Origin of the sequence: Pseudoalteromonas luteoviolacea (assembly GCF_021654285.1) — a bacterium.
GTDB lineage: Bacteria > Pseudomonadota > Gammaproteobacteria > Enterobacterales > Alteromonadaceae > Pseudoalteromonas > Pseudoalteromonas luteoviolacea_J.
Genome location: NZ_JAKFZS010000013.1, coordinates 147,246 through 171,375, shown reverse-complemented (window position 1 = coordinate 171,375; position 24,130 = coordinate 147,246). Strand labels below are relative to the sequence as shown.

Sequence of the window (24,130 nt, the reverse complement as noted above, 5' to 3'; positions counted from 1 at the left end):
ATTCAGTTTATGCCCTATTTCGTGCTGGAGAAAGTGAATTCGCCCCGTCTAACTTCAAGAGTTTTTCATAGATTCTCTAATACAAAACAACTTTTCGGAGACAATCAGTTAATAGTGCAACTCAAACTAACTTAGCGCGTTGATTTTGCCTTGCAAAATTTCGATAGCCAGCTCTAAGTTTTCTTGTCTCTGGTCATCAGCAGCCAAACGCAATACAGCTTGGATGATAGGGTCAATCTGTGTTCGGCCACCTTCCTCGTGGTAGCGCAACAAGCCACACACTTCGATTGTTTTCCACCCTTTACCATGCTTGTCCCCCTTATGCCTATAGGTTATCCCTGGCACCAGTGCGGTGATGTGGTCTTCGTACCTATCGTAGTGTGCATGGACGATAGTGTAACTCGATGATCGAGTGGGGAATCTTTTATAAGAAGGTGATTTAGTAATTAACGATGTACCTTTGTATCCATTGCATTCTTTACAGGAAACACAAAGGTTCTCCGGGTGAAACATCCACTTATCAAAATTGTTTTTGTGCATAATATGCTCTAAATCCCAATCCCCACCATGCAAGGAAGGTTTGTGAACCTTACAATAAGCACAGCAATATTCTTGCTGTTCAATGTAATGTACCTTCATTCTGGTTTTGAGTTCTGTCACCGCGGGATCCGCCCATTTTTCACTAGGGGAAACGTTTTTTTCCAGGACGCTTGTGATGATCGCTTCGTCATCTTCGCTCAGAACAAAAGGGGTCATAGGTACCCTCCTGCCAACAAAGACGAGCGCATAATTCTCAGTAAGACTCTGACTTTATCGTGTTCCTCTAATTGAGGTTCAAAGCTCAATAACCAATTCGCAGTTGTTAGCGTTTCCTCGGGAGGGTTTTCTGACTTACAGACAGAATCCAAGACCTCAATAATTTGAGTAATTAAATATTCGTTGTTATTACCTGGATTGTGGAACAAAGTGGCCAGCTGATAATCTGCAGAGCGTTCTTTATGAGGACGAGCATCAATTAACTTGTGATTAACCATATCGTACACGCAACTATTTGAAGCGGAGATGTCTGATACAATTAAAGGGGAGTGCGTTGCGATAAGGAAATGGCACCCTTTATAGCCTGAAAATGAGTCTTTAAGAATGTCTACAAACTTCTCTTGCCATTGCGGATGAAGGCTGATTTCAGGTTCATCGATGCAGATCAGTGCATCATCTTCGATGGAAGAAATAATACCCAAAAAGAGCAAGAATAAGCATTGTTCGCCAGAACTACGCTTTGCCAAGCCCGTCAGAGGTACATCTGATATATCAAAATCATCTACATAATTTGTGGGATTTTTTGTGTGACGAACTGTCTCAAGGTTTTCTAGCTCGATAAGTCCAGCTCTAAGTAGAGTGGAAACGACATGACGATCAATATCAACGTCAGAAAAGGTCTCTTCGTGGTTTCTTAAATGTTTTAATGTAAAAGCATTGCGATCTACAGTAAGAAGAAACTCAGATTCCTTGTAGATTACTTCACAATATTGGATTAGCCCTAGGATTTCTTCTTGTTCATATTCTTCTAGGGCTTCTTTCAGTATCAGAGATGTTTTTGGCTGTAATTGTTGGCCATTTTGCAAATTTGTAAAGTCATCGCTAGAAATAGCAACATTAAAACGTAAACGCAATAAGCCACCAAAATCGAACTTAAGCAGAAAATTTGTTAACGCAGCAAGTTTTCTCGTTTCAAATTTTTCGTTGCCCAATAATTGTTGAATTGCTTTCGATGCGATACGTGTTGAAGGCACTTGAAATGGTGTATAAGGTTTAGAACCTACATAGGCATAAAACCCATTGTGCTGTATGTCCTTCTTGTTCTTCCATCTTTGTTGGAACTTTTCAAACTGACTCGTTGACGCTGCGATCAATTTTCTTGGTAAAGGAAGGCCGAACCTTTCACCTAATAGACTCCACGGAGCAGAAAATTCTTTTACATCACGGACTGCAGTAGCTACATTAGGTTTGTCGCTATTGAGCAACTGAGAGTACATTTCTTGATAATAAGTACAAGTATCAACTAACAGTTGCGTTTTTCCACACCCGTTACTCCCTATTATTACAGTAAAAGCGTTCTCTTCAGTTGGCCCCAAATGCCAGAGCTCATGATTTGCGATATTATTAACTCTGAATCCCATGTAATTATCCACACTATCCGATTGTATCAATATGGAATTTCTCACATATATGTTTGTAAGTATAGTTGTTGTGGTCTATTGGCAGTCAATTGCACGTTTGCCATACTTTTATTTATTCGTCATGAGCTAAATTAGTAAAGTCGATAACGCACTTTTATCCAAAAAAACTTAGAGCGACCGTTCGTTGTTCGCTCTTTAATACCTTTTAGGAGTAGTCAAAACTCTCCGATCTAGTATGAGCTACTGCACCTTAAAAAGGCGAAACACGAACCATTGCAGTATCAACAGAACCGTTTTTTGCTCGCTTGGGTAGTTCCTTTCTCCACAAATCAAACTTTATTTGCTGACTAAAGTCTAGGATACTGTTTAACTGATCAAGTCCCTCCTCTTTAGAGCATTTAGTTCCTCCTTTTCCCATATGCTGAAGAACTTCGTCAAGTTCATGCCCGCAAAGAACTCTCGATAGAATTATCAGAATCGCATCCTCTCGTTTCTCATGAAATCCAGACCAAGTATAAGTGTTAAGATCTTTAAAACTCGCAACATTTGTATTAGCTAATATATTTAAAAAAGCTCCTTTAGCTTCAGGGGGAGTATACTTCAGCATCTCGGGTTCGTTTTTTATTCGCTCTGCTAAATTCATTGCTTGACTATGTGAAACGACTAAATTTCGCCATCGTTTATCTATTTGGTCTAACTCTGAAGAAAGGTAATTAGCGATATCGACTCCTGTGGTAATCTGCAACATAACAGCCTTGTAAAGCACTTCAAACGCCAAGGGCTGTATAAAGGTCAAATAATCATAATCTTCATTTTTCAGCTGGTGATATACAAATTGTACTAATGTCAGCAGCTCATCCAAGCCTACTTCACAGACAAGCTCTCCACCTGCGCCAACGCCCCATACGAGACTGGCTTTTGCTTGGATCTTAAACTTGCCATCCTCGTAGCCAATATAAAAGCCCCATTGGGCACCTGCGCCTAAAGAACCTTGCGCTTTGCCACCTATCTTTGCAAGATCACAAAATGCTGGACGCTTTTTCTTTTCTGGATTGTCCCACTGTAAGGCGCCTGCCAATTCACACCCGCCGGATACGCCAACAAAAGCCTCAGCACCGCCTTTGACTGGCTCAAACATGCGGTCGGCTTTACGCATTTGCTTTTTCTCCTGCTCACTTAGACCGTTCACCATCATTTTGCCTTGCTTGAGCGAACAGCCCAAATTCACTGATGCTTGTAATTTTGCCCCAGCATAGCCAAACACGGATACGGTTGCACCTAGCCTCATCGCTCCCAAATTAACTTCGCGCTCTTGGGTGGAGTTTTTGAGCGGCATCATAAATGTCATTTCATATCCGCGCTTACTGGGCAAATAGCCACTGAGCTCCGCTTTTGCCTCCCCCACGGCAAAGTCTGATTTAAAATCGCCTTGCAAAGCAAAAACGCCATCTTTGGGATTAAATGCTGCGGCAATACTGGCACCATGTGTATAGCGCATCAACCTTGCTTCTGCGCTCGCATCAAAGTAATCGCTTTTTTCAAACCCTTTTATACTGAGGTTTTTGTTTAACTCTTTAGCCCAATCGCCCCACACTGCGGTGTAGTCATCAAGTAGCTTGTGATCAAACTTAAAACTGGTCTTTAACTTACTTAAGTCATTCTTTAGGGCTTGAGCGAGTTTATCTTTATCAAGCTCTCCTTTGTCATTGCTAAAGCGTCGGCCATCGCGAATATCGGTTTTAATTTTATATTTGCGAGTGTGGTTCGCGACTTTATCACTGCGTACATAGGTATATTTATTACCTTTGTAACCTATCACTTCTGTGATGCTATTCGCGCTTGGCCCGCTCACTAAAGGCTTTAATGTACTGTTGAGCTCATCTTTGGCTTTTACCAGACTTTCACTTGGCCCTTGACCAACAACATCTTGACTCTGCCCAGCGATACACTGCTTTAAGTTTTCAATTAAGGGGTTCAGCTCGGCTCTTTGCGCATCTAATATATCCGCCAGTGACTGGGTAACGGCAACAAAACTATGATCCACGGGGATATAAATAATATCTACAATTTGTTGCTGTTCATTTGACTCAACAACCGAAAATTGAATGCGATGACTTGCGCCATCCGCATTGGCGGTGAGCTGGTACTCGCCTTCAATAAGCGGCAAAGCAAGTGTGTACTCATATCCCGTATCAGGCTGATACTCACCATCAATGCGTTCTAACTCTGCGTGCAGTGTTCCGGATGTTGGCCCTTGCCAACTAACTTCAACAGAATTACTGTTATAAAACTGACCTTTAACTAGCACATCATAGCCAGTATGTACTTTTATGGTGTCACCGGGTTTAGGTGGCTTTTTAGCGGTAATTTGTGGGTAGTTAAAGCCATATATTCGGCCAGTGTCGAGTGTCCCTGTGTACAGGTCCACCACACTTTCAACGGTTTCACCGGGTCGCATCACATGGTGCGCAAAACGCTTTTTAGTTTGCGCGCTTTGCTTTAAAACCAAGGTTTGCGCGTCTTTTGGCTGACTGATGATCACCGAGGGGGCAATGGTATCTGCATTTTTCGGCTGATTTTCAATGTGCTCTTTTGGCAGTGCGCCAGCGGCGACCGCCGCTGCATCTGATTTAAACATCGCGCTTGTCGGCTTGGCTGGCGCACCTGTTACAGCTTGGGTTGATACGCTCACGGGCGGTTTTTTAATAAACGCATACGTATCCGCTGATTGACTTTGTAACGCGGTACTAATTCGCTGTGTGCTGTTTTTGTTAACACAATACAACTGTTTGTTTGCGTGCAAATCAAATCCGGTATGCCAGTATCTTGCTGAACTTACCGGTACACGTATATAGTTTGAATAGTGTGGCTTAAGCCCTGTTAAAATATCACTGGGTACACCCCGCATGGGTAATTCACAATAAGGGTTTGGCGGCGCAGGTTCGGCGCACAATACTGGGTTGTCTTGCGCTGGTAAAAAGGGGGATAAATGTTGCTTGTCTTGTTCGAGTTGTCCCAAAAAGTGCTGCTGTTTTAACAACGTCATAAAAATGCTTCCTTGTAAATTTGCTGCCAAAAAACCTATATGGCTTGGCAGTGTAAAGCACAAAAAAACCTTTTCATAGAGAGGCAACGAGGGCAAAAACACCGACAATTTGCCCCTTTGCAATAATTGTTCAAACCTACACTACCCTACTACTTAATTCGTAAGGCCTGCACACCTTGTTGCGCAGGTTTGTTAACCTTTAAGGTGCAACAATCTTTTTAAATATTATTTGCTTGTGCTTGTCTTAGCTCATGATTTAACTGCTCAAAACCAATTTCACTGATTTTTAATACCAAGCTTTGACGCTTAACACTTAACTGCGAAACATGGCGAGAGATCACATCATATACGCGCCACTGACCTTGCGTATCTTGTTTAAACTTAAAGATAAGTTGCGAGTGTTCGCTATTGGGCTTATTGATATCAATGGCCGCCTCTGCAAACTTTCGGCCCTGATTAGTTTGTAAAGACTGCAACGACACATCAGCGCCTTTATATTCCACCAGCACTTGGGCATACATATTTACTAGTTGTGACTCAATCAGCCTTGTAAACTCAGCGGTTTGCTGTCTATCTAAACCGCGAACATGCTTACCTAGTAATTTTAAAGAAGAAAACTCCAAGTCTAAATGCGGTGCAAGCTGTGCATTAACGACTTGCATGGCAAACATATCTCGTTCGTTGACAGGCAACAGAGCCAGTTGCTCAGTGGCTTGTTTAAACTGTAAGCTCAAGTCTTGTGCTAATACATCTAGCTGACTAGCTGTTTGATTATCACTCTGACCGTGTGCAGAAAAACTTAGGCCGAATATCAATACTGCTATTAAGGCAAATGCTAAAAACCAAGTGCGCATTGTGTTGCTCTCTTTTGTTGTTAAGGTGCGATTAAGGTAAGTGTACACCTCCTTTACAGTTAAAAAAGTCAACAAAATAGCAATTGATTGATGCCAATAATGCACAAATTAATAATTAACAGAAAAACCAAACACTTATATTAATGATGCCAAATCAGCACCAATAAATTGCTTTTTAGTTTCTATTTAGACATAAAAATAACGCGCACAATAACGCAAATTCTCTATTGAACCACGCGTTATGAAACACTTATCAGGCTTACTTTTATCTTTGGTTATGTCGGGGTCAGCCTTGGCTAGCTCGCCTCATGGTTACGGAGTACATTATATTCATGGAGAAGGAGATGTACGGGGCGTAAAGCTTGCTTATCAGTACCATACAAAATCATGGCTGCCCGACAATTGGCATCATGTTGATATGTATTTCGAGTCAAGCGTCAACTTTTGGCGTTTTGGTGACAGCGGCAAGTACGACCAAAACTTTGTCTTAGCTGTATCTCCGGTGCTCCGATACCCAGTCATGACACTCTATAACAGACCTTTGTCTATCGAGTTTGGCATTGGCTTGGCACTACTTGAAGATACTGAGTTTGCAGGAAAAAACGTCAGTACCCATTACCAGTTTGAAGACCGATTAGGGCTCGTTTACAACTTAGGAGAAGCCAATATCGCGATGCGATATATTCATTATTCTAATGCTGGCTTTAAAAGCCCAAACCCGGGCTTGGACTTTTTATCTCTTTCTTACTCATCCAAATTTTAAGCATAAAAAAAGCCACAACCTAGGTTGTGGCTTTTTTTATACGTGTTCGATTTTAATCACTGGCCGCTTTTGACACGACGCGGTGAGCAAGCAGGATAAAGTATCCTTCACGGCCTGCGCGCTAAATTCAATGAGTTCTATGTCAGGTACTTTGATCTGACCTGATTTCACATCAGCTAGGAGCTTTTGCCCCATAAAGCATAAGTGCTGCTGTGCACAGAGGTTATTTGCTAGCCAAGCACCACCAATTGACACAACACCAATGTTTGGCGACTTCTCAAACAACAGCTCTTGAGGGATTTCACTAAACCCATTCAAACAGGCTATGCGGCCACAAAAACGTAAATGTTCTAAGTCTGTCACAAACGAGTCGCCGCCAGAGGTGTTTAAAATGCAATCAAAACCCTCAGGGCCAATCTCGCGCTTAATTTGGTCGCACACGTTTTCTGACTCACAGTCAAAAGCAAAGTCAGCGCCTAACTTACGCAGTCGTTTATGATGCTCTTTTTGTGCAAAAGCAAAGACTTGCGCGCCCTTTTGCTTTGCGTATTGAATGGCAAAATGCGACACGGCACCCTGTGCGCTATTGATGGCGAGAGAGTCACCCTCTTGTAACTTTAACTTTTCAATGGCGAGTAAAGCAGCCATACCAGCATTCGGTAAGATCACCGCCACTTCTGGGCTAATATCGGCTGGCAATTCAGAAACTGCGTGATTGGGTACCACCGCAAACTCTTTTAACATGCCTTTTTGTGCCAAGTTCGCATTAAACAACACTCGGGTGCCCGCTTTTGGAAATACCCCTTTACCAGCTTGGATCACAGTACCAACGGCATCCAACCCCAAAATATGCGGGTATTCCCATTGGCTAAACCCATCTCTTGCCATTTTTGCATCTAAGTGATTGAGCGCAACATATTCAATGGCCACAAGTAATTCATTACTGCCTGGCTCAGGCATGGCGTGTTCGCTCATTACTAAGTCAAAGTCGAGCCCGTGCGAACGTAATTCAAGGGCTTTCATCTTCGTGTTTTCAATAGACATAGTATGTTGTATCTCCAAAAGTGGCGCTGTTGCAAGTATTAAATACTTGCAACCAAAGCCTTAGACCATTGTCCGTTTAGTTCACCATATACACTTACCGACGAGCTAAGTAGCATATTTCTCATGGCCATTTGCGATTGTTGCGCTATTAAAACATCTTGTCGCGCATCCAACAACTCAAGATAGCCCAATTGCCCCTCTTTATATCCTGCGGTTGCTTGCTGATAAGCACTTTCGGCTGCAATCACTTGCTCATGTGCATAATTTACTTGCACTTTAGCTTGTGACAAGGCACGTAATGAATACTCAGCCTGTGCCAAAACATGGGTTAAGGTTTGACGGTAGTCATAGTAACTCGCCTCGCTCAGCGCCGCTTGCCTGTCTAACTGTGCCAATAATTGTGGGTAGCTAAACAAAGACCAGCTCAACGTGGGGGCAACCTGCCAGCTAGATTGGGTATCATTAAAATTAACCCCAGTTGGGTTGAGCACCCCAGCAAATGCCGAAAAACTAATGTCTGGATATAGCGCTCGCTCTGCACTTTGCGACAGGTAGCTTTGCTGTTTAAGCTTGGCAATTGCACTTTGTACATCACCGCGTTGCAGCAATGCATCTGATGCCGAGTTTACGTTAACGGCAATCGCTAACGCTTCATAGCGGCTCTGCTCTAATGCATGCAAACCTAGTTTATCAGTCGACTTGTTGGTCAACACTGCCAATGTCTGCTCAACTTGAGCCAGTTCTGTGGCAATGTGCGGTAAGCGTTGCTTGTGCTCAAAATATTGCGACTTGGTGCGATTAAGCTCCAGCTCTGTTGCCACGCCTTCTTTAACACGGATCTCAATAATGGCTATGGATTCTTCAAGTGCTGTCAGTTGCGCTTGAGTCAAGGCCTGAGTTTGCTTCAGCGCCTGCCATTGCAGGTAACTCTGTATGGTCGTTGTGACTAGCTCTCCTGCCAGAGCTTGATACTGGCCTTGCTGCGCCTCTGCTGCGGATGCGGCTGCATCCGCCAACTTGGCAATACGACCCGATAAATCCACATCCCATGTTAATGCACCGCCACTATTTAGTGATTCATTAATTGGGCCTTGCATGCCATTAGTAAGTACTGTGGTACCGCGCTGGCCAACAAGATTAATATTACCTTGTGGTAAGCGAGCGCGCTGAGCTTCACTTAGCCCCGCCATTGCAGCGCGCAAACGCGCTGCAGAGGCTTTGAGGTTTTGGTTGGCAGACATCACATCCACCACCAACTGATTTAAGTGCGTGTCTTCAAGTTGCTGCCACCAATTGGCTTCATCCGAGCGCGTCACTGTGTTGAGTACCGCTGTGCCGTCAACTTGCGAGTTAAATGCCTGCTGACTTGCAACCACATCTTGCTCGTAGGAGGTGCTTGTACATCCTACCATTGCAGCAACAGTCAGACTTAAAATAGACAGTTTAATAATGCGCATGTTTATTGCTCCTTTGGCGTTACTAGACGATAAAATACAGGTGTAAATAGTAAGCCAAACACGGTTACCCCTATCATGCCGAAAAATACTGCGTTACCCATGGCTTGACGCATTTCTGCACCCGCGCCTGATGCTAATACCAGCGGGATAACACCTGCGGTAAACGCGATTGAGGTCATTAAAATTGGACGTAATCTTAGTCGACATGCTTCAATTATGGCCTCTAAATGTGTCGCACCTTGTACGTGCTTGTCTCTGGCAAACTCTACCATCAAGATGGCGTTTTTCGATGCCAATGCCACCAATACAATCAAAGCAATTTGCGTAAAGATATTGTTGTCACCACCTAGCATATACACACCAGCAAGTGCCGAGAATATCGTCATTGGTACGATTAAAATAATCGCCAGTGGTAAACGCAAGCTCTCGTACTGCGCTGCCAGTACCATAAAGACTAAAACCACAACCAATGGGAACACATACACCATGGTATTACCTGCCAAAATCTGCTGGTACGTGACTTCAGTCCACTCGTACGCCATGCCTTCAGGTAAGGTATTTGCCAGTACTTTTTCAATGGCTTGCTGCGCTTGATCTGAGCTGTAACCCGGCGCAGGGCTGCCGTTTAGCTCTGCTGTCACATAACCGTTATAGTGCATCACACGATCAGGGCCAGTGGTTGCTTCAACGGTAACAACTGAACCTAATGGCACCATGTTGCCCGCGGCATTACGCACTTTCAGGTTATTAATTTGCTCTTTTTTCGCTCTAAATTCAGCATCAGCTTGCGCTTTCACTTGGTAAGTGCGGCCAAATAAGTTGAAGTCATTGACATAAACAGAGCCTAAATATACTTGTAAAGCATCAAATACTTCCTGTAATGGAATACCTTGGATGAGCGCCTGCTCGCGGTCGATATTAATGTCCATTTGCGGAACCTGTACTCTAAAGCTGGAGTAAAGGCCGGTCAGTGCTGGATCTTGCTGCGCCGCACCTATGGTCGATTGTAACGCTGCAAACAATGCTTCAAACCCTTGGTTGCCTCTATCTTGAATTTGCAGTTTAAAACCACCGGTTGTGCCCAAGCCTAAAATTGGCGGCGGTGGAAATACCGCAACAAATGCCTCATCAATGGCTGCAAAGCGCATATTCAGCTGCATCGCAATTGCCTGCGCTGACAAGCTTGGGTCGTTTCTGTCTGCAAAGTCATCCAGTGGCGTAAACACAATGCCGCTGTTGGTGCTATTAGTAAATCCGTTTACAGATAAGCCTGGGAATGCAACCGTGTGTGCAACACCCGGCACTTGCAGTGCAATTTCTTGCATCTGTTTAATGACTTCTTCAGTGCGGTCTAAGCTTGCTGCATCTGGTAATTGCGCAACGGCAACCAGGTATTGCTTGTCCTGCTGTGGAATAAAGCCGCCCGGTACAGACTGGAACAAACCAATGGTTGAGCCAACAAGTGCAAGATAAACCACACCAACAACCACACTCATACGGATAAGCTTTTTAACGATGGCTTCGTAGCCTTTTGCACCTTTATCAAATAAACGGTTGAATGGCTTAAATAACCATGCACCAAATAGCTTATCAAGCAGGCGTGTTAATCTGTCTTTTGGCGCATCGTGCGATTTTAATAAAATAGCGGATAGCGCAGGTGAAAGCGTCAGTGAGTTAAATGCTGAGATCAGCGTCGAAATCGTAATTGTAAGCGCAAATTGCTTGTAGAACTGACCCGATAAGCCCGTAATAAATGCCGTTGGAATGAATACTGCGCACAGTACAAATGCAATCGCGATAATTGGGCCAGTCACTTCCGTCATGGCAATTTTAGTGGCTTCGTATGGACTGTGGCCATCTGCAATATTACGCTCTACGTTTTCCACAACCACGATGGCATCATCCACAACAATACCGATTGCGAGCACTAGACCAAATAAAGATAAGGTATTAATTGAAACACCTAACATTTGCATCACGGCAAACGTACCAATCAAAGATACCGGTACCGCAATCAATGGAATAATAGAGGCGCGCCATGTTTGCAAGAACACCACAACCACTACAACTACCAATAGAATTGCTTCCATTAAGGTCATGATAACCGCGTCGATTGAACCGCGAACAAAAACAGTTGGGTCGTAAGCGATTTCATAAGTCATGCCCGCTGGGAATGTTTTCTCAAGACGTGCCATGGTTTCACGCACATCATCAGATAATTCAATGGCGTTGGTGCCCGGACGCTGGAAAATCGGCATTGCAAGGGCTGGCTGGTTATCAAGCATTGCACGCAGTGCATAGTTTTCTTGGCCAAGTTCAACTCGAGCAATGTCTTTCAAGCGTGTCAGTGCGCCATTGTCGCCCACTTTAATGATCACACTTTCAAACTCTTCAATGCTCTCTAAACGGCCTTTTACATTTAACAAAATTTGAAATTGGTTTTCTTCAGGTGTTGGCTGTGCGCCCAATGAACCTGCTGCAACTTGTTGGTTTTGCGTACGCAGTGCATTAACCACATCAGAGGCCGTTAAGTTACGTGCAGCCAAAGCGTCTGGGTCTAGCCAAACACGCATTGAGTACTTTGCACCACCAAATAGCTGCAAGTCACCCACACCCGGTAGGCGCTTTAGCTCATCTTTGATGTATAAGTCAGCGTAGTTTGCCATGTAAGCAGTATCTTGCTCACCATTGGGTGATACCAAGTGCACAACCAATGCAAGGTTGGGTGATGACTTTTGAGCAGTGACACCTAGGCGCTGTACCTCTTGCGGTAAACGCGGTAATGCATTGTTCACACGGTTTTGTACCTGTACCTGCGCTTGGTCAAGATCAGTACCTAGTGCAAACGTGACAGTCAAGGTTAAACGCCCGTCACTGGTAGCTTGCGAGCCGTGATACAACATATTCTCAAGACCATTGAGCTCTTGCTCAAGTGGCGTTGCCACAGTCTCTGCAATGACTTTTGGGTTAGCACCTGGGTATGTTGCGTTAACAACAACTGTAGGCGGCACAACTTCTGGGTATTCACTGACCGGCAGTTGAAACAATGAGATAGCACCTGTGATGATAAAAATCATCGACAGCATGGCCGCAAAAATGGGCCTATTGATAAAAAAGTGGGAAAATTTCATAACGCTCTCTTAGTTTGCCGCACTGAGTAATAAAGAAGAGTCAGACTGTTTTAAAACAAACTGAGTATTTTCAAAGGCTAAACTGACAGAATTCGGGGTAATTGGCATACCTGGGCCGACACGCGCAGGACCATTAACAGCAATGCGATCGCCCTCTTCTAAGCCCGACTTAATGGCACGAAACGCACCGTAACGCTCGCCAAGTTCAACCAATCTGTACTGCAAGACATTGTTTTCGTCGATTGTCAGGACAAAACGGTTTTTAAGATCTGTACCAATTGCACGCTCAGGCACAATGGCCATTTGCTGTGCATTTTGTGCACCGATTGAAACGCGAGCAAATGCGCCCGGCTTTAAGTGATGCTGCTGTGCATCAAATACGGCACGCACTCGTAATGTGCCAGTGTTGGGATTAATTTCGTTATCGATAAAATCAAGCTTACCCGCTACTTGCTTGGTTTCGCCTAAGCGCTGAAGCTGTACTGTGATCTGATCTTGTACAGAGACACCTGCAAATTGGCGGCTCCATGTGCGCTCATCCACATCAAAATACGCATAGATTTCATCGTCAGAAACAATGGTCGTCAGCTCAGTTTCACCCGCTTTGACATAGTTACCTGTGGTGACGACCGCACGAGAAATAGTGCCGCTGATAGGCGCGGATACTTGGCTGAACTCTAAATCTAACTGCGCGTTTTGCAGACGTGCCTCAATGGCATTTTTGTTTGCAATCGCACTGCGAAGGGTTGCACTGCGCTGCTCTGCCTCTTCTGTTGAAATGGCATTTTGTGCAACCAAACGATTTGCACGCTCTGCTTCACCTCGCGCTTGCTCTAAGCTTGCCTCAGCACTTTTTAACTGGGCGTTTAAAGTATCAATCTGAGCTTGGAAAGGTCTTGGATCAAGGCTAAATAATAACTGACCTTTATTGACTCGCTCACCTTCGGTGAATGCCATACGTTCAATTTGACCGGATACACGCGGCTTAAGTAAAACGCGTTCAGGCGCTTCTAAACGCGTGGTAAATGTGTGCCAAGATTGAACTTGTTCAAGCTCAACGCTTGCTACGTCTATGGTTAAAGGTGGCGGCTGTTGTCCTTGCTGTGCATTGGATTGACCACATCCACTTAAAACAAGGGCAAGGGCCACAGCACTGAGTGTAAAACCTAACTTTTTCATTTGTTGCTCCGCAGAAAATTAATATGCGAACATCGTACGCCTGTTATTAATGACGAAAAATAGTAGTTTTTTAAAAACATTAATGCCAGAATGGCACCAATAAACATTTATCGTGATGCCAAATATGGATACAACCAGTCGATTGATCATGTTATTAGAAGTCGTTGAGCAAGGCTCTTTTTCAAAAGCTGCCGAAGTCAGAAACATAGATCGCTCAGTTATATCTAAACAAATCAGTAAATTAGAAGAGGAGCTTGGTGTACGTCTACTCAACCGGACTACCCGTTCGTTTTCATTAACTGCCGCTGGCGCTGAAATGGTTAAAAAAGCTGCTGAGCTGAGAGTGCTGCTGCAAGACACAGTGCAAATGGCTGAGAACTATCACCAAGAAGCCCGAGGTTTATTGCGTATCACCTCATCAAGTTACATCGGTAAATACTACCTACTGCCGGTGATCAATGATTTCCAAAAGCGTTTTCCGCAAGTCACCATAGAGTTAAGATTAGATGACCGCGTCATCGATATGGTATCAGAAGGCTTTGATCTGGCGTTTCGCGTAGGTGAACCGAGAGATTCCTCATTGATCGCACGTAAAGTGGCACGAAATCGTATGTTGATTTTAGCCACACCACAGTTTATCGAGACCTATGGTGAGCCAAAAGAAATGTCTGATCTGGCTGATCTGCCAGCTGCTGCCTACTCAAGTAACCACATCCGCTTTGAGTCCATCAGCTACACTGACGACAAAGGCAAATCTCAAGAGCAGCCTATTACCCCGGTGTTTAAATCTAACGATGGTGAGGCATTACTTGAAAAAGTGCTCTCGCATACTGCGTTTTGCACTGCGCCTGCCTTTTTCTTTGCCGATCATATCGATCACACGCAGCTAGTGCCTATGCTGACACATGTGAATTTACCTGACTACAGCGCCATGTATGCAGTCTACCCGCACCGAGATTTACCGGTCAGAACACGATTATTTTTAGATGCTGCACGGCATTATATTGGCGAAGCAGTGCCTCGTTGGGAGCACAATATCCCGGGTCTAGATAAGATGTATTTGCCGAAATAACCGAGTCAGAAAGCGAGTAACCCACCCTAAGAGTTTGATATAAACTACCGCTTTCTGACAAACGTATTTTGGCATATGCCATTTTCAAACAATTCACTTTCTGTGCAACTGAAATGAAGCGGCTCGGCTAACTCACCGAATAGACTCACTCCACCCCCCAATATGATAGGAATAGTTGTGATGATCATCTTGTCAATCAAGTCTGATTTTAAAAAGCTTTGAATTGTAACGCCACCGTCTATATACAAATCTACAAACCCCTGCGCATTCAATTTATCTACCAACTGGAGCAAGCCTCCACTGACTAACTTTACTTTGTCTTCATAACCAGTGGGAACACACCGCATGGTATTGCTCAAAACAAACACCGGCTTTGTATAAGGCCAATCGCAATCAAAGCCGCAAACTAACTCAAAAGTATTTCTGCCCATCACTAACCCGTCAATGGCAGCAATGTGATCGTCATACCCCAAATCCAGTTCTTGGGTGCCAGGAATTGAATGTAACCACTCAATTTCGTTGTTTTTATCTGCAATATAGCCGTCCAAGCTTGTTGCAATAAATACGATGTTCGCCATGACATCCTCATAGTTGATTTAAATAATAACTCCATTATTCTACGATGTAGAATATATAAATCAAATTAAGCATTCATAATGAGCAATACAGCCAAAAAGCGCGGCCGTCCCCAAAAGTCCCAAAGTGCACTAAGTAAAGCAGCTATCATTCGTGCCGCAAAAAATTTGATGGCAACAACAGGTAATATTCCCAGTATCCGCAAGTTATCAGCACAACTTGGGGTCGATGCGATGGCGATTTACCACTACTTTAAAAACAAAGATGCCTTGTTAGAAGCCATTACCACCTCGCTAATTGAAGATATTTATACACCACAAAACACAGAAGATTGGCAACAGGAGCTCAGTGCCCTATGCAAAAGTTACCTTGCGATACTGAGCCAGTATGACGGATTATTACACACTTTACTGAACATGAAATCTGACAGCCCCGCAGAGGTCTTTATTAGCCGATTTGAGCAAATTATCAGTGTCTTAGAACTAGATAGCAGCCAGTCTGAAGTTTTCTTACATCTGTTAGTAGACTACCTCCATGGGTTTTCACTGGCTATGAGCTGCGACAAAGGGAACACACTGAAAATTGATGGCATTGACAAACAGCTGGCATTTATATGCCACTACTACCAACACTTAAAATCATGAGTCCAATGACTTTAATACACTTTTTAAAAAATAAGTGACTGATGTAAGCAAGCTTAACCGCTCACTTCTATTTTAAGACCGCTTAACTAGACAGCCACCCGCTTGGCACCTTTCCCATACTCAATATAACCAAGTACTTACAATAACAAAAAAAGGAAAATGCCATGAAAAGAATGAAACTAATAAATCACATAAAAACCATATCTATCACTATGGCAACGGCATTGTTGCTCACAGGCCCATGTGCCAATGCCAATGCCAATGTAAATCTAGACCATAATGAAGGCGACAATCGCTTATCGCAATTACTAACAGACATTGAACAAGTACGAACTGTTCACAACATACCCGCTATAGGTGTCGCAATTGTTCAGCAAGGGCAATCTCCGATTACTCAAGGCTTTGGCTACGCCAACAAAGAAACAAATGAGCTAGCCACTGATAGACACTTATTTAGATTTGGTTCTGTCACCAAATTACTGCCCGGTATTGCAATTTTACAACTGCAATCCAAAGGCCTACTAGCACTTGATGACAGATTAAAAGATATTGCACCGAGTATTCAATTTAAAAACAAATGGCATAAAACCCACCCAATCCAAGTTCAGCACTTATTAGAGCATACCACAGGCTGGGACAGTCACGTGGCGGAGCAAAAAGCGCTAAATGATGACTCCATATCACTTGAGCAAGTGTTAACGCTTTACCCTGAAAGCCGAATAAGTCGCTGGGCACCAGGCACGAGAGAAGCATATAGTAATACAGGGCCAACCGTTGCCGCGAGAGTAGTTGAAGTTTTAACAGGCATGCGTTTCTCGGACTATGTTAATGAATATATATTTTCGCCACTATCAATGAAAAATAGCTCATTACTTAAACCTAAGAACTGGAATGAATTAGGCGCAATACCCTACTTAAACAATAACCTTCCTGTAGGCTACGAATATATGGCAACACGACCTGCCTCTTCTTTAACAGCTTCAATGCAAGATATATCAAAACTACTCATGCTATTTTTGAAACCTGAACAATCCGAAGTGCTCTCTCCCGCATCAGTATCTCGAATGCAAAAAATAGAAACAGAATTAGGAGTTAGTCTAGGTTTAAAATCATTTAAAGGGTTTTCACACAGTAAAGACATAATTAAGGGACAAACATTCTACGGTCACAACGGCGGGCTTCCAGGGGTAGTGAGTACTTTTAGATACCAGCCTCAGTTACAAATGGGTTTTGCTATTGCCATGACAAAACAAAATGGCCCAGCATACCGAAAAGTAAAAAAGTTAATCACTGAATACTTACAACTACCAGAAAAAGTGAATCATGAGCCAAATTTACCTTTGAGTTATCATTTTTCCGACGCCAGTGGCCTATACACGCAACTTAATACAAGTATGAGTTTAGGCGATATCGTCGCCTATTTTAGCAATGCCGTGATTGTAACGACTCACAAAGAGCAACTATCATTTAAATGGCTATTAGGAGGCTATCAATTAAACTATTTTCAACAAGATGAGCAGCCTATACTTTATAACAAATATGGTGCAGCACAAGTTGCTTTTGCAAAAGATCCAATTGCAGGAAATGTGCTCGTTCGCAACTCTAAAATATACAAAAAAACACCTGCTTGGGTATTCTATGCAAAATTAGCATCACTCGCTTTAAGCGTAATAATAGTGCTTTCTAGCCTACTGTACCTAGTTTTTTCCATACCAGTCAATGCTGTAAAGAAGCTACTAGGTAGGCCAAAATCAAACTTTATAATTTGGAAAGCGTTAACACTTACAGCCTCTTTCATCGTTACGCTTACAGCGCTTCCTTTTATACTGTTAAGTGACTACATGTTACTAAATAGTATGAGCTGGGTTTCACCTCTAGTACAAGTTTGCTCAATACTATACCCCTTACTCAGTTTTGCTGCAGCAGCTTTTTGTTTGCAACAGTGTAAAAAAAGCATTAAAAGCTTTGTACATTATTACTTGGTGAGTATAGTAGCATCACATTGTGTTTTATCATTATTTTTAATGAGTTATAAATTAGTAAATATCCAATTGGCATCTTAGGGCAATCATCGATATGGGCGAGAATTCGCCCAAACTTGCATTCACAAGTCTGGCTTTTAACAAAGAACAACAATAAAAACTAATTACAGGCGCTTTCTATGTACTTTTTCCCACGAACACCTCTTTATTGGTTCTATCATTTTTCCGCACTCATTATGGCCATCAGTGTTGATTTGGTTACCAGCATTGAGCAAGGTAAAATTAATATACATGTTTTAAAAGTATCTATGCTGTTTGCCTTTTTCTTTACTATTTCCACTCTCATATTTAGATATATATTCAACACTCGTGGTTGGATCTCGGCCCAATATCAAAAACAAATACCCAACTTATTAATAGCGGGAACACTACTATCTATTTTGGTTTCTTTTTCGACAATTACAGTCTGTTATTACGTCGATTTTTATAACTCTATTTATCTTCGCTATATTGGTGAGAACGTGTCTTTAATTAATGCGTATACATCCAGCTTTATGTTAAGGCAATGCTTACAAACTCAATTATTCATTTGCTCTTGGATTTTTATTTATACAAGTATTAGCCACCAAAAACGAGCGGTATCTGCAAAGCTACAAAGCTTGCAATTTGAAAACTCACTAAAGTCTGCACAATTAGAAAATTTAAACACGCAACTAAACCCCCACTTTTTGTTTAATACATTAAACAACATTCGCTTTATGATAGCCGAGTCAGTCGAAACAGCCGATGACATGATGGTCACGTTGTCCGAGCTGCTACGTTATGCACTGGAGGTTACGAAACAAGATAAAGTATCTCTTAACAGTGAAGTTCAAATGCTAAATAAGTACATGCGACTAATCAAAATACAGTACGAAGAAAAGCTAATTTACCATACTGAAATTCAAAGTGGCCTATCAGAATATCAAGTACCGCCCATGATGTTACAGCTATTGGTTGAAAATGCAGTTAAGTATGGCATAGAAAGCTCAAAAACTGCTGGGAAAATCAACTTATCTATTACTCAATCAAAACAAAGTTTAATTCTTCAACTGTCTAATACAGTCCCGAAAGAGATCAATACTACAACAACCAGCATGCAGATTGGCCTAGCAAATATTCGGGAGCGGTTATCACTACTTTATGGCCCTAAAGGCTCCCTAGAGACACAGCTTAACGATCAGCAATTTATCGCGACTTTGACTTTACCTAAGGAAGTGACATGTTATCAGTAGTTGTTATTGAAGATTCAAGGTTAGCCCGCAATGGCTTGATACGGTTACTGGAGCCCTACACAGAAATAGACGTTATTGGTAGTGCAGATTGTGTTGCTAATGCATTAGAGTTGGTCAAAAATTTTAGGCCTGAAGTACTCTTTTTAGATATCCATATGCCTGGAGAGAGTGGCTTCGATTTACTAGAACAGCTAGATTATTCTCCAAAAGTTATTTTTACAACGGCTTACAATGAACATGCATTGAGGTCTTTTGACTATAACGTTGTTGATTACTTATTAAAGCCAATAAATAAATCTCGTTTATGTGACGCTATTACCAAGTTGACAGCATCAGAAGTAGAGACACCTTCTGAAACTTTTAAAGATCCAGAAGTTACGACTATGACTATGCAAAGTAAAGTATTTATTAAAGATGGTGAGCAATGTTACTTACTTCCGATAAAAGAAATCGATTATTTTGAAAGCTGTAAAAACTACACACGAGTTTTCTTTTCTAATAAAGATGCATATATTAAAAAACCACTGAACAGTATATTAAAACGCTTACCTGAATCAGACTTTTTTCAAGCGAACCGACAGCAGATCATAAATCTAAACTCAGTGACTGAAACTGATTTAGGAGTTGGTGACACATGTGAAGTAACGCTCAATCATTGCACCTCAATTTCAGTTTCTAGGCGTAACTTACAAATAATGAAGGCCAAATTGGGTTTCTAAGTTTAAGAAACTCTTTTTATCTCAACTCATGCTGGAAACTTACTTCATCTTGCACACCTATTTAACAGAGGCTAAAAAGCGGCTGCTATTCAATCAGTATAATTTCTTTTTTCTGTGAGATGCGCTTTACAAACAACAACTGAGTGTCACTGATATCTGAAATCGACGAAATACCGTTATCGACTTGCTTAAGCGCTTGAAAGGTATGTTCTTTTAAATTATAACGCCACAAAATATTGCCTTTTGTCAGCCCAAATAAACGACCATCTCGCTCAACAAAGCCGGCCTTATGCGTATGCTGATTTAATAGCGCCAAAGCCACCACCTGGCCCTGATTTAAATGCCAAAATTGACCATTTGAATCTTGATAAACCAGCTCATGAGGCTTCAATAGCACTGCATCTTGTATTGCCACTTTAAGCAAATTCTCTATTTCCCCCTCTTCATTTCGAGTTGATAGATGTGCTATCGCTTCTTCTTCATAAGCCAATAAAGTATGCGTAAGCAGGTTCGACTGATATACCCCTACGAACCTTTGCTCAGATAACAAGCTTTTATAATTTCCAGTTAAGTCATAGAGGTACAGCCCTTGGTTAGTCGCAACATATAACTTATTTTCATCAGCGCGCCACTCCACAGACGATGGATATTCAGCACCATTAAACTGTGTCAATCGCCTTGGCTCTCCTCCACTCGACAACCAAACTTGTTTTCTTCCTGAACGCTCAGAGATAAACGCGAGGTGTTCCGTGTTTTGACTCCATTTCCCTTGTTCTTCTCGCCTTGTAGAGCGAACACTGGGTTTTGACTCACCCAGCACTTGGCCATCAACATAAGGCATGACAATTAAGTCCGAGTCGTAAGTACCGTAAGTGCCCACAATCGCATTGGTGTGTGGGTGGAAATTAATGCTGTAAATATCCTGATAAAGGGGCAAGGTGATAGGCTTTACACTGCCATCAAAGTCCAGTCCAAACAAGGAATTACCACTACCATAAAGCAACCTTTTTGAATCAGGGTCAAAATTGGGATAAATACGTGAACTGCCATCATATGACGCGGGAAAATCAATGATACTTTGCGCAACAAGCTCACCGGTGGGTTTTAACAAGCTCAATACTTGCCCACCTTCTTTGTTAAACCCTATCACGGCCAATAATTGATGAGTGGGTGAATACCTTAATGCATATAAATGTAAGTTTTTATCTTCAAAGAGCGTGGCGACTTGATGGTTATTTATATTGTGCAACGCAACACGTAACTGATTGTTTTGCAAATCAAGTGTGGCAAATGAATCTGCAGTTAACCACTGTGGGTGATACATTTTGGTCGGCTTACATGCTTTTAGTACATGAGGTGTTTGCGGACTTTTCAAAGCTTCAGCAAAGTTAATTGCCACCAAATCCCAGCAGTTTGTTACAGTGTTTTGGTATTCAATGGGCTCGTGCTCACATGCTCGGTTTTGCAAAAAGCCCAACTTTTCCCCATCTGGTGAAAACGTAAACCCCGTGAATTTAGCCCCGCTCAGTGTCAGCTTCATTGATTGCTCATTTGCAAGATCTTTGGCCCACAGCTCACTCTCGCAATGCGCCAAGTGACGGTAAAATACTAAGTATTTTCCATCAGGTGAAAATACCCCCGCGCCTTCTTGTACATCACTGGCAGTCAAAGAAGTCAGTTGAGTAAACTCGAGCGTCTCACTCTGTGGCTTTGTAAAATAAAACACACCAACCAAGCTGTTCATAAACAATACAATTACCAAAAAAAGTACAGGCTTTGTGGCTTTCTTTGCATATGTATGTGCCTTTATTGCTGGCTCGGTTTGTTGCTCGCTCCATAAAACTTCAGCTTCTAAGCTATAGCCTTGCTTTGAATGCGTTTTAATGATGGCCTGCGCTTTACCGTCATCGCCAAGTGCCTTTCGCAGTTCAGCAATAGCACGCTGTAGCGAATTAGGTGACACAACAACGCTTTTCCAAACCTCGTCAATCATCTCATCATGGCTGACCACTTGTCCCTGTATTTTTGCCAAGCAATATAAAACCGCAATTACTTTAGGCGGCAAGACCTGCGGTTGGTTTTTATAGGTAATTTGATTTCTCGCGGTATCAATAACTCGCTCGTTTATTATTATTTTTTGTCGCACGTATTTTAGCCTAGCTTTTCTTATCAGTGCTCACTTATACCCATAGTAAAACACAAATAAGTAATAATTTCATAAAGATATCATGATAATTTCAGGTCGATTTCATGTTTCCCTTTCTCAGTTTGTCACACTGTAGCCTCAAATATCACAATAATAATTCAGGAGCGTAACATGCAATTTGTATGGTACATATTATTTTTCATCGCGACTTTTTGTACACAAGCTAGCGTAAAACCAATCACAGAAACACCACTTATCGTTGGCAAAACGCTCAGTATTTCCTCCAAATATATAAAAGAAACACCGAACTTTGATGTGTATTTACCCTCGGACTATCACACCACATCTGAAAAACGTACCTACCCACTGGTTGTTACGCTCGATGGTTGGCTAGTCTCTGAGGCAACAAATGGTATTTTAAGCCACCTCGGCGACACTGCTTCCATGCCGCAAGCCATTATCGTATCCATTCGCTCCCATAATAGGTTTGCATGGGGACCTGAATTGTATGTAAGTAACAGCGGTTGGCAGGGGGAAAAGTCAGACCGCTTAGAAGGCTTTTCACAAGGGCGCTCGCAGGATATGGTTAACTACTTGCATAACGAGCTGTTTCCATTTTTAAAAAGTCACTACCGCATCAATGATTTCCGTATTTTCATCGGTGTATCGCCCACAGCAGCTTTTGGTTTGCATACCTTAAATGCAGCGCCTGATCTATTTAACGCGCATTTCTTATTTGCTGCAACCGATGTACTGGGATTGGGCTATACACCTGATACCACTGTGATTGATGCAATCGCTAAAAGCTTCGAGAAGATCCCCGACAGAACCGGTTTTCTCTATGTCGCGTCAGCAAAGCAAGAAGCTGAGAGAAACCCCGTTAGGTACACGCTTGCCAAACAACTTCGAGAAGCGCTCGCCCCTTATTCAAAAACATTTAAGTTAAAAGTCGAACACATAGATGATTATGGTCACTACCCCATGATAGTGCCCGGATTATTAAACGCCATCGGCTTGGTATTTCCGCGTAAAGACTGGGATATAGGCGCTAAGTTCATCGAGTTCACAAATAACGGGAATCAAACACTGACAGATATCCTCGCCCATTATCAAATACTTAGCAAACAAGTGGGCTTTGATGTCTACCCCAATTTAAACCTAAGCAATAATGCAGCCTGTATACGTGCTATCGCTCAGCGCTTACGAGCTCAAGGTCGCTATGGTGAAGCTGATGCGTTATTTAATTATTGGATATTACACTCGCCAAGCTCTGCGTCAGCTGTCGCTGGACTCGCCGTCAGTAAAGATCTGCAAGGTGAAGAAAAAGAGGCTCTGACACTCTATCGTAAAGCGTTAAAGCTAACTGTTCCTGAAAATACCAGAATAAAGGAGTGGTTAACGGGTAAGCTAAAGTCCTTATTAGAGAGCAAAAATTAGTTTAATTATTGATTACAACAATCGAGTTTTAAGGCGTGATATCTTGAGCGACTGCGTGTTGCAAAAAATATCACACCTTAGGTTTGAAAGTGTATAGCTAACTAATTAGCTTGCATCTCTGACAAGAAAAAACCCTCTATCGTCTTCTTTCTTAAAAGAACTAAAACCACCGTCCCAGTATAGCGCAACGGTGAATGCATACCTTTCTTGAGTGGGCGTCGAGGTCCAGACAAAAATTGCACTCGTTGGGAAGACCTGTACATTTAAAGCGGGGTTATCACATGCAGTTTCAATAATCGTCGACATCTCCTTTATCGTCGGTACCCGCCAGCCAGAATACCCACTAAAAGTTGAGTTTTTGGCTATGTCTAACGCCTCACTCCAAGAGTATCCTTTTGCAACATCGTTGTGAGTACAACGACCCTTGACAATTGAATCACCATACTGACAACGAGACCACATTAACCCAGTGCGATTATCCGTCGCAACCTCAGCATTATGCACGGTAAAGTAGGAGGTTAAAATGTTTTTAGGGATTAGCGGAGAACAGTCTTGTGCCTGTAACTCGAACGCATAACTTCCAAATAAAGCGATTAAAAAAAGTGATATTTTAATTTTCATTCTGCTCT

The 24,130-nt window shown here is 42.4% G+C and carries 18 protein-coding genes; 7 read left to right on the top strand and 11 right to left on the bottom strand.

The window, feature by feature from the left end; all coding sequences use genetic code 11:
• Positions 1–126: 126 nt before the first annotated feature.
• The 4 genes from L1077_RS14300 to L1077_RS14285 all read right to left on the bottom strand — a co-directional run bounded on the left by L1077_RS14300 (position 127) and on the right by L1077_RS14285 (position 6,077).
• Positions 127–660 carry an HNH endonuclease gene (locus L1077_RS14300; RefSeq protein ID WP_237137453.1) on the bottom strand — a complete coding sequence of 178 codons (534 nt, stop codon included), beginning with the start codon at positions 658–660 and terminating at the stop codon, positions 127–129.
• A 92-nt stretch (positions 661–752) separates the two neighbouring features.
• Complete coding sequence (locus L1077_RS14295; RefSeq protein WP_237137452.1) at positions 753–2,177, bottom strand: AAA family ATPase; 1,425 nt, start codon at positions 2,175–2,177, stop codon at positions 753–755.
• A 250-nt stretch (positions 2,178–2,427) separates the two neighbouring features.
• Complete coding sequence (locus L1077_RS14290; protein WP_237137451.1) at positions 2,428–5,223, bottom strand: hypothetical protein; 2,796 nt, start codon at positions 5,221–5,223, stop codon at positions 2,428–2,430.
• 218 nt (positions 5,224–5,441) lie between these two features.
• The gene (locus L1077_RS14285; protein ID WP_063360506.1) at positions 5,442–6,077 is read right to left on the bottom strand and encodes a Tgt2/MlaC family protein; all 636 of its coding nucleotides are present in this window, start codon (positions 6,075–6,077) and stop codon (positions 5,442–5,444) included.
• Between the two features lie 241 nt (positions 6,078–6,318).
• Between L1077_RS14285 and L1077_RS14280 the strand changes: the two genes are divergently transcribed.
• Complete coding sequence (locus tag L1077_RS14280; RefSeq protein ID WP_063360507.1) at positions 6,319–6,840, top strand: acyloxyacyl hydrolase; 522 nt, start codon at positions 6,319–6,321, stop codon at positions 6,838–6,840.
• Positions 6,841–6,876: 36 nt separating this feature from the next.
• Here L1077_RS14280 and L1077_RS14275 read toward each other — a convergent pair whose 3' ends face one another.
• From L1077_RS14275 to L1077_RS14260, 4 genes are read right to left on the bottom strand one after another with little or no spacing between them, the layout of a single operon-like run.
• Positions 6,877–7,884, bottom strand: a complete 1,008-nt coding sequence (locus tag L1077_RS14275) for a zinc-binding dehydrogenase (RefSeq protein ID WP_046356489.1) — start codon at positions 7,882–7,884, stop codon at positions 6,877–6,879.
• Positions 7,885–7,922: 38 nt separating this feature from the next.
• Positions 7,923–9,341, bottom strand: a complete 1,419-nt coding sequence (locus L1077_RS14270; RefSeq protein ID WP_063360508.1) for a TolC family protein — start codon at positions 9,339–9,341, stop codon at positions 7,923–7,925.
• Positions 9,342–9,343: 2 nt separating this feature from the next.
• Positions 9,344–12,472, bottom strand: a complete 3,129-nt coding sequence (locus L1077_RS14265; protein ID WP_237137450.1) for an efflux RND transporter permease subunit — start codon at positions 12,470–12,472, stop codon at positions 9,344–9,346.
• Between the two features lie 9 nt (positions 12,473–12,481).
• Positions 12,482–13,651: an efflux RND transporter periplasmic adaptor subunit gene (locus tag L1077_RS14260; RefSeq protein WP_063360510.1), complete on the bottom strand. Its 1,170-nt coding sequence runs from the start codon at positions 13,649–13,651 to the stop codon at positions 12,482–12,484.
• 124 nt (positions 13,652–13,775) lie between these two features.
• Between L1077_RS14260 and L1077_RS14255 the strand changes: the two genes are divergently transcribed.
• A complete protein-coding gene (locus L1077_RS14255) occupies positions 13,776–14,723 on the top strand; it encodes a LysR family transcriptional regulator (protein WP_237137449.1) in 948 nt (315 codons plus the stop codon).
• Positions 14,724–14,767: 44 nt separating this feature from the next.
• Here L1077_RS14255 and L1077_RS14250 read toward each other — a convergent pair whose 3' ends face one another.
• Positions 14,768–15,301 (bottom strand): dihydrofolate reductase family protein, encoded by a 534-nt coding sequence (locus L1077_RS14250; protein WP_237137448.1) that lies wholly within the window; start codon positions 15,299–15,301, stop codon positions 14,768–14,770.
• 78 nt (positions 15,302–15,379) lie between these two features.
• On the opposite strand from L1077_RS14250, the gene L1077_RS14245 reads away from it, so the two are divergent.
• The 4 genes from L1077_RS14245 to L1077_RS14230 all read left to right on the top strand — a co-directional run bounded on the left by L1077_RS14245 (position 15,380) and on the right by L1077_RS14230 (position 19,918).
• On the top strand, positions 15,380–15,943 hold the full coding sequence (locus L1077_RS14245) for a TetR/AcrR family transcriptional regulator (protein WP_237137447.1): 564 nt from the start codon (positions 15,380–15,382) through the stop codon (positions 15,941–15,943).
• A gap of 164 nt (positions 15,944–16,107) precedes the next feature.
• Positions 16,108–18,006, top strand: a complete 1,899-nt coding sequence (locus L1077_RS14240) for a serine hydrolase domain-containing protein (protein WP_237137446.1) — start codon at positions 16,108–16,110, stop codon at positions 18,004–18,006.
• A gap of 98 nt (positions 18,007–18,104) precedes the next feature.
• A complete protein-coding gene (locus L1077_RS14235; protein WP_237137445.1) occupies positions 18,105–19,199 on the top strand; it encodes a sensor histidine kinase in 1,095 nt (364 codons plus the stop codon).
• Positions 19,187–19,918, top strand: coding sequence for a LytR/AlgR family response regulator transcription factor (locus L1077_RS14230; protein ID WP_237137444.1), 732 nt, complete (start codon positions 19,187–19,189; stop codon positions 19,916–19,918). Before L1077_RS14235 ends, L1077_RS14230 begins: the two co-directional genes overlap by 13 nt.
• An 85-nt stretch (positions 19,919–20,003) precedes the next feature.
• On the opposite strand, the gene L1077_RS14225 is transcribed toward L1077_RS14230, so the two are convergent.
• Positions 20,004–22,064 carry a winged helix-turn-helix domain-containing protein gene (locus L1077_RS14225; RefSeq protein ID WP_237137443.1) on the bottom strand — a complete coding sequence of 687 codons (2,061 nt, stop codon included), beginning with the start codon at positions 22,062–22,064 and terminating at the stop codon, positions 20,004–20,006.
• A gap of 171 nt (positions 22,065–22,235) precedes the next feature.
• Here L1077_RS14225 and L1077_RS14220 point away from each other — a divergent pair, with 171 nt between their 5' ends.
• Positions 22,236–23,501, top strand: a complete 1,266-nt coding sequence (locus tag L1077_RS14220; protein ID WP_237137442.1) for an alpha/beta hydrolase-fold protein — start codon at positions 22,236–22,238, stop codon at positions 23,499–23,501.
• A 105-nt stretch (positions 23,502–23,606) separates the two neighbouring features.
• Here the strand turns inward: L1077_RS14220 and L1077_RS14215 are convergent, their stop codons facing one another.
• Positions 23,607–24,122 carry a DUF1566 domain-containing protein gene (locus tag L1077_RS14215; RefSeq protein ID WP_237137441.1) on the bottom strand — a complete coding sequence of 172 codons (516 nt, stop codon included), beginning with the start codon at positions 24,120–24,122 and terminating at the stop codon, positions 23,607–23,609.
• Between the last annotated feature and the right edge of the window lie 8 nt (positions 24,123–24,130).

Bases quoted from the DNA above. Each gene is read 5' to 3' on its own strand.
- L1077_RS14215 (WP_237137441.1), bottom strand. From the start codon at position 24,122: ATGAAAATTAAAATATCACTTTTTTTAATCGCTTTATTTGGAAGTTAT.
- L1077_RS14290 (WP_237137451.1), bottom strand. From the start codon at position 5,223: ATGACGTTGTTAAAACAGCAGCACTTTTTGGGACAACTCGAACAAGAC.
- L1077_RS14280 (WP_063360507.1), top strand. From the start codon at position 6,319: ATGAAACACTTATCAGGCTTACTTTTATCTTTGGTTATGTCGGGGTCA.
- L1077_RS14265 (WP_237137450.1), bottom strand. From the start codon at position 12,472: ATGAAATTTTCCCACTTTTTTATCAATAGGCCCATTTTTGCGGCCATG.
- L1077_RS14255 (WP_237137449.1), top strand. From the start codon at position 13,776: ATGGATACAACCAGTCGATTGATCATGTTATTAGAAGTCGTTGAGCAA.
- L1077_RS14285 (WP_063360506.1), bottom strand. From the start codon at position 6,077: ATGCGCACTTGGTTTTTAGCATTTGCCTTAATAGCAGTATTGATATTC.
- L1077_RS14260 (WP_063360510.1), bottom strand. From the start codon at position 13,651: ATGAAAAAGTTAGGTTTTACACTCAGTGCTGTGGCCCTTGCCCTTGTT.
- L1077_RS14275 (WP_046356489.1), bottom strand. From the start codon at position 7,884: ATGTCTATTGAAAACACGAAGATGAAAGCCCTTGAATTACGTTCGCAC.
- L1077_RS14220 (WP_237137442.1), top strand. From the start codon at position 22,236: ATGCAATTTGTATGGTACATATTATTTTTCATCGCGACTTTTTGTACA.
- L1077_RS14295 (WP_237137452.1), bottom strand. From the start codon at position 2,177: ATGGGATTCAGAGTTAATAATATCGCAAATCATGAGCTCTGGCATTTG.
- L1077_RS14250 (WP_237137448.1), bottom strand. From the start codon at position 15,301: ATGGCGAACATCGTATTTATTGCAACAAGCTTGGACGGCTATATTGCA.
- L1077_RS14240 (WP_237137446.1), top strand. From the start codon at position 16,108: ATGAAAAGAATGAAACTAATAAATCACATAAAAACCATATCTATCACT.
- L1077_RS14235 (WP_237137445.1), top strand. From the start codon at position 18,105: ATGTACTTTTTCCCACGAACACCTCTTTATTGGTTCTATCATTTTTCC.
- L1077_RS14230 (WP_237137444.1), top strand. From the start codon at position 19,187: ATGTTATCAGTAGTTGTTATTGAAGATTCAAGGTTAGCCCGCAATGGC.
- L1077_RS14270 (WP_063360508.1), bottom strand. From the start codon at position 9,341: ATGCGCATTATTAAACTGTCTATTTTAAGTCTGACTGTTGCTGCAATG.
- L1077_RS14245 (WP_237137447.1), top strand. From the start codon at position 15,380: ATGAGCAATACAGCCAAAAAGCGCGGCCGTCCCCAAAAGTCCCAAAGT.